A 2,081-nucleotide genomic window follows, 5' to 3' on the forward strand; every position below is an offset into this window, starting at 1 on the left:
CCGCGGCATACGAGACCTGGCTGCATCACTACAATCACCACAGACCCCACACCGGGATCGGCGGCCAGACCCCCTCAGCCCGCGTTCACAACGTCACGGGGAAGTACAGCTAGCGGAGCACCTTCAGCTGCTGATGAGAGCATCGGTTCGAGAGAAGCGGCGGTCAGATGGCCAGGTCGCTGAACTTTTTTCACTGCAGGACCAACCAAATCATCCCGCGTTGCGGAGCTGGAAGAGTTCGCGTGCATGGTTCGTTGACTATGTTCACTGGGAGCGACTGAAGGAAAAGACGGTCCCGTCGAAGAGCGAGATTGTCACGCGAATGCAGGATCTAGAGGACTACGTGGTCGCCGAGTCCAACGAGTTCTTCGCTCTTGCTGATGAGATCAAGGACATCACGCGCGCGGCAAACAGTGAGGACGATGCCTGATGAGCTTTCGTCCACCTACGCCAGAGCAAGTCGACGCTGCCATGCGTCGTGTTCGATCGCTTCCAACCAGACGAGTGTTTTACGAGGAGCTGGCCAATCCTCTGTGGGTTGCGCCTTTGATGGAGGCCTTCGCGTTCGACAGTCCACCCGAACCCACGGTGGATAGCGATGGGCTGATTCGCGAGGTCTATTGGCCCGAGATGGACTATCTGACTCGGATGGCAGACTTCGTCCCCAACGATGTCGTGACTGTACTTCTGCGCCTCAAGGCTTCGTCGAACTCATGGGTTCGTCGCGGCACCATCGAGATTGCCGCCAAGGTTCCGATCGAAGACGCCGTGCAGCTGGCGGAGATGATCAGTGCTTGGGCACCAAACGGCCTTGGCTGGAGAACCGATCCAAAAGACTTGACGCTCCTCACGGTGCGCCTCCTGGAGGCTCGCAAGCCGCTCGGTATCCGGCTTGCTCAAATCCTGTTCGAACCGGTCGAAGGCAATGAGCACGGTCGACCGCGAGCAGTCATGGAGGACTACTGGTATGAGCAAGGTTTGCCGCAAGTCGTGGAAGCGATGGGTGGCGATTCCGTCAGTCAGCTTCGGAAGTGGCTCGACAAGTACGAGTTGCTGAGCGGCGCGTGGTCGGATGATCACGACTACACGAGTATGCGTCGGCCTGCAATCGCCGCACGCGAGCACGCCTACAGGACCATCGAGCAAGCCCTCATTGACTCTCAAGTTGTGGGAGCAATTAGGGCGCTAGAGTCCGAGTCTCCGGCTGAGATCGTTCGCCGTCTTGCCAAGAGTCCGACAGTCCTCGGATGGCGGATCCTCCTTCACGTAGTCGCACGAACCATCGATTCAACTACGAACCCGACTGTCGATCTCCTGGATGCGGCCGTTAGCGCCATAGGCGACCTCCGATCCACCGATCCAGCGTGTCGACTAGAGCTCGCCGAACTAGTACGGGCGCTCCACGCAAAAGATGAGGCTCGGCTGATCAGCCTCTCGGACCTGATCAACGCTGGGCCGTTCGCTAGTAGAGATCGGCTGACGAAACGACTCCGCACAATTGACGGTGAGTCTGCGGATGAACGATCGAAGCGTGCAGACGAGTTCGTAGAGCAATGGCAGCACCGCCTGCTGGCATCGATCGGGTCAGATGCTCTGCCTTCCGATTTGCGGGAGAAGCTCGACGCGCTAAACGCATCACGAGGGCAGATTGAGAATCCAAACGAGGCTCTCGGCGTGGTGACCACATGGAGCGGGCCTACGAGCCCAAAGGAAAGGGACGAACTCGCCTCCATGTCTCCGAGCGAGATCGTCTCCTACCTGCAGGGGTGGCGGCCTGGCGATCGCCTCATGAGTCCAACCCACGAAGGCCTCGGTCGTGAGCTCACGTCACTAGTGAGCGCAGCGCCGAAGGCCCTGCAGGGTGAGCACCACATCGTCGATCACCTCAGACCCACATACGTACGCGCAATCCTGACCGGTTGGAGCGACGCGGTCAAAGAGGGCAGAAACCCGGAATGGCCGCAAGTGCTAGATGTACTTCCCCGTGACGTTGTGAACGCGGGCTGAGGGGGTCTGGCCGCCGATCCCGGTGTGGGGTCTGTGGTGATTGTAGTGATGCAGCCAGGTCTCGTATGCCGCGG

Annotated in this window: 3 protein-coding genes; 2 read left to right on the top strand and 1 reads right to left on the bottom strand. The window is 59.5% G+C overall.

Annotated elements, in window-relative coordinates:
* Both FFS51_RS14540 and FFS51_RS14545 read left to right on the top strand, forming a co-directional pair.
* Positions 1-113, top strand: a 113-nt coding sequence (locus FFS51_RS14540; protein ID WP_137878741.1) for an integrase core domain-containing protein, incomplete at its 5' end; no start/stop codon positions are given.
* Between the two features lie 391 nt (positions 114-504).
* Positions 505-2,007, top strand: a complete 1,503-nt coding sequence (locus FFS51_RS14545; RefSeq protein WP_137878784.1) for a hypothetical protein — start codon at positions 505-507, stop codon at positions 2,005-2,007.
* On the opposite strand, the gene FFS51_RS14550 is transcribed toward FFS51_RS14545, so the two are convergent.
* On the bottom strand, positions 1,969-2,081 hold a 113-nt coding region (locus FFS51_RS14550), incomplete at its 5' end, for an integrase core domain-containing protein (protein WP_137878785.1). The genes FFS51_RS14545 and FFS51_RS14550 overlap by 39 nt on opposite strands.

Origin of the sequence: Microbacterium sp. 4NA327F11, from assembly GCF_005503465.1 — a bacterium.
In the GTDB taxonomy this organism is placed as follows: Bacteria; Actinomycetota; Actinomycetes; order Actinomycetales; family Microbacteriaceae; genus Microbacterium; species Microbacterium ginsengisoli.